The following is a 318-nucleotide window of genomic DNA, read 5'->3' as shown; positions in this document are numbered from 1 at the left end:
AAATAGAAAATAGCGTAATGAGTTAACGCTTTAGGAGAGAGTATATGAATCATTTTATTGTTATGCAGGGGCATACATATCAAGAGGAAAAAGGATTAGAAATTATTTGGTCACCTAAAAAGGATAGAGGCGGTAATGTACCACATTCATGGAAAAGAATGATGGATGTAAAAGAGGGGGATCGAATCTTTCATTATGTAAAAGGGAATATTGTAGCAGTTAGTATAGCTGAAGAAGATTGTAAGGAATCGAATAAACCATCGATTATGAAAAGCCATGATCAATGGAATGATGAAGGCTATTTGGTATCTTTAAAAT

General features: G+C 33.3%; 1 pseudogene. It reads left to right on the top strand.

Annotated features, from left to right (window positions below):
* Positions 1-44 precede the first annotated feature (44 nt).
* A pseudogene (locus SB717_RS34685) lies at positions 45-318 on the top strand (HNH endonuclease); the annotation flags it as partial.

It is taken from the genome of Priestia sp. SIMBA_032, from assembly GCF_046535215.1.
GTDB lineage: Bacteria > Bacillota > Bacilli > Bacillales > Bacillaceae_H > Priestia > Priestia aryabhattai.
The sequence above is the reverse complement of the archived record's forward strand: the minus strand, read 5'-3'. Positions and strand labels throughout refer to the sequence as shown.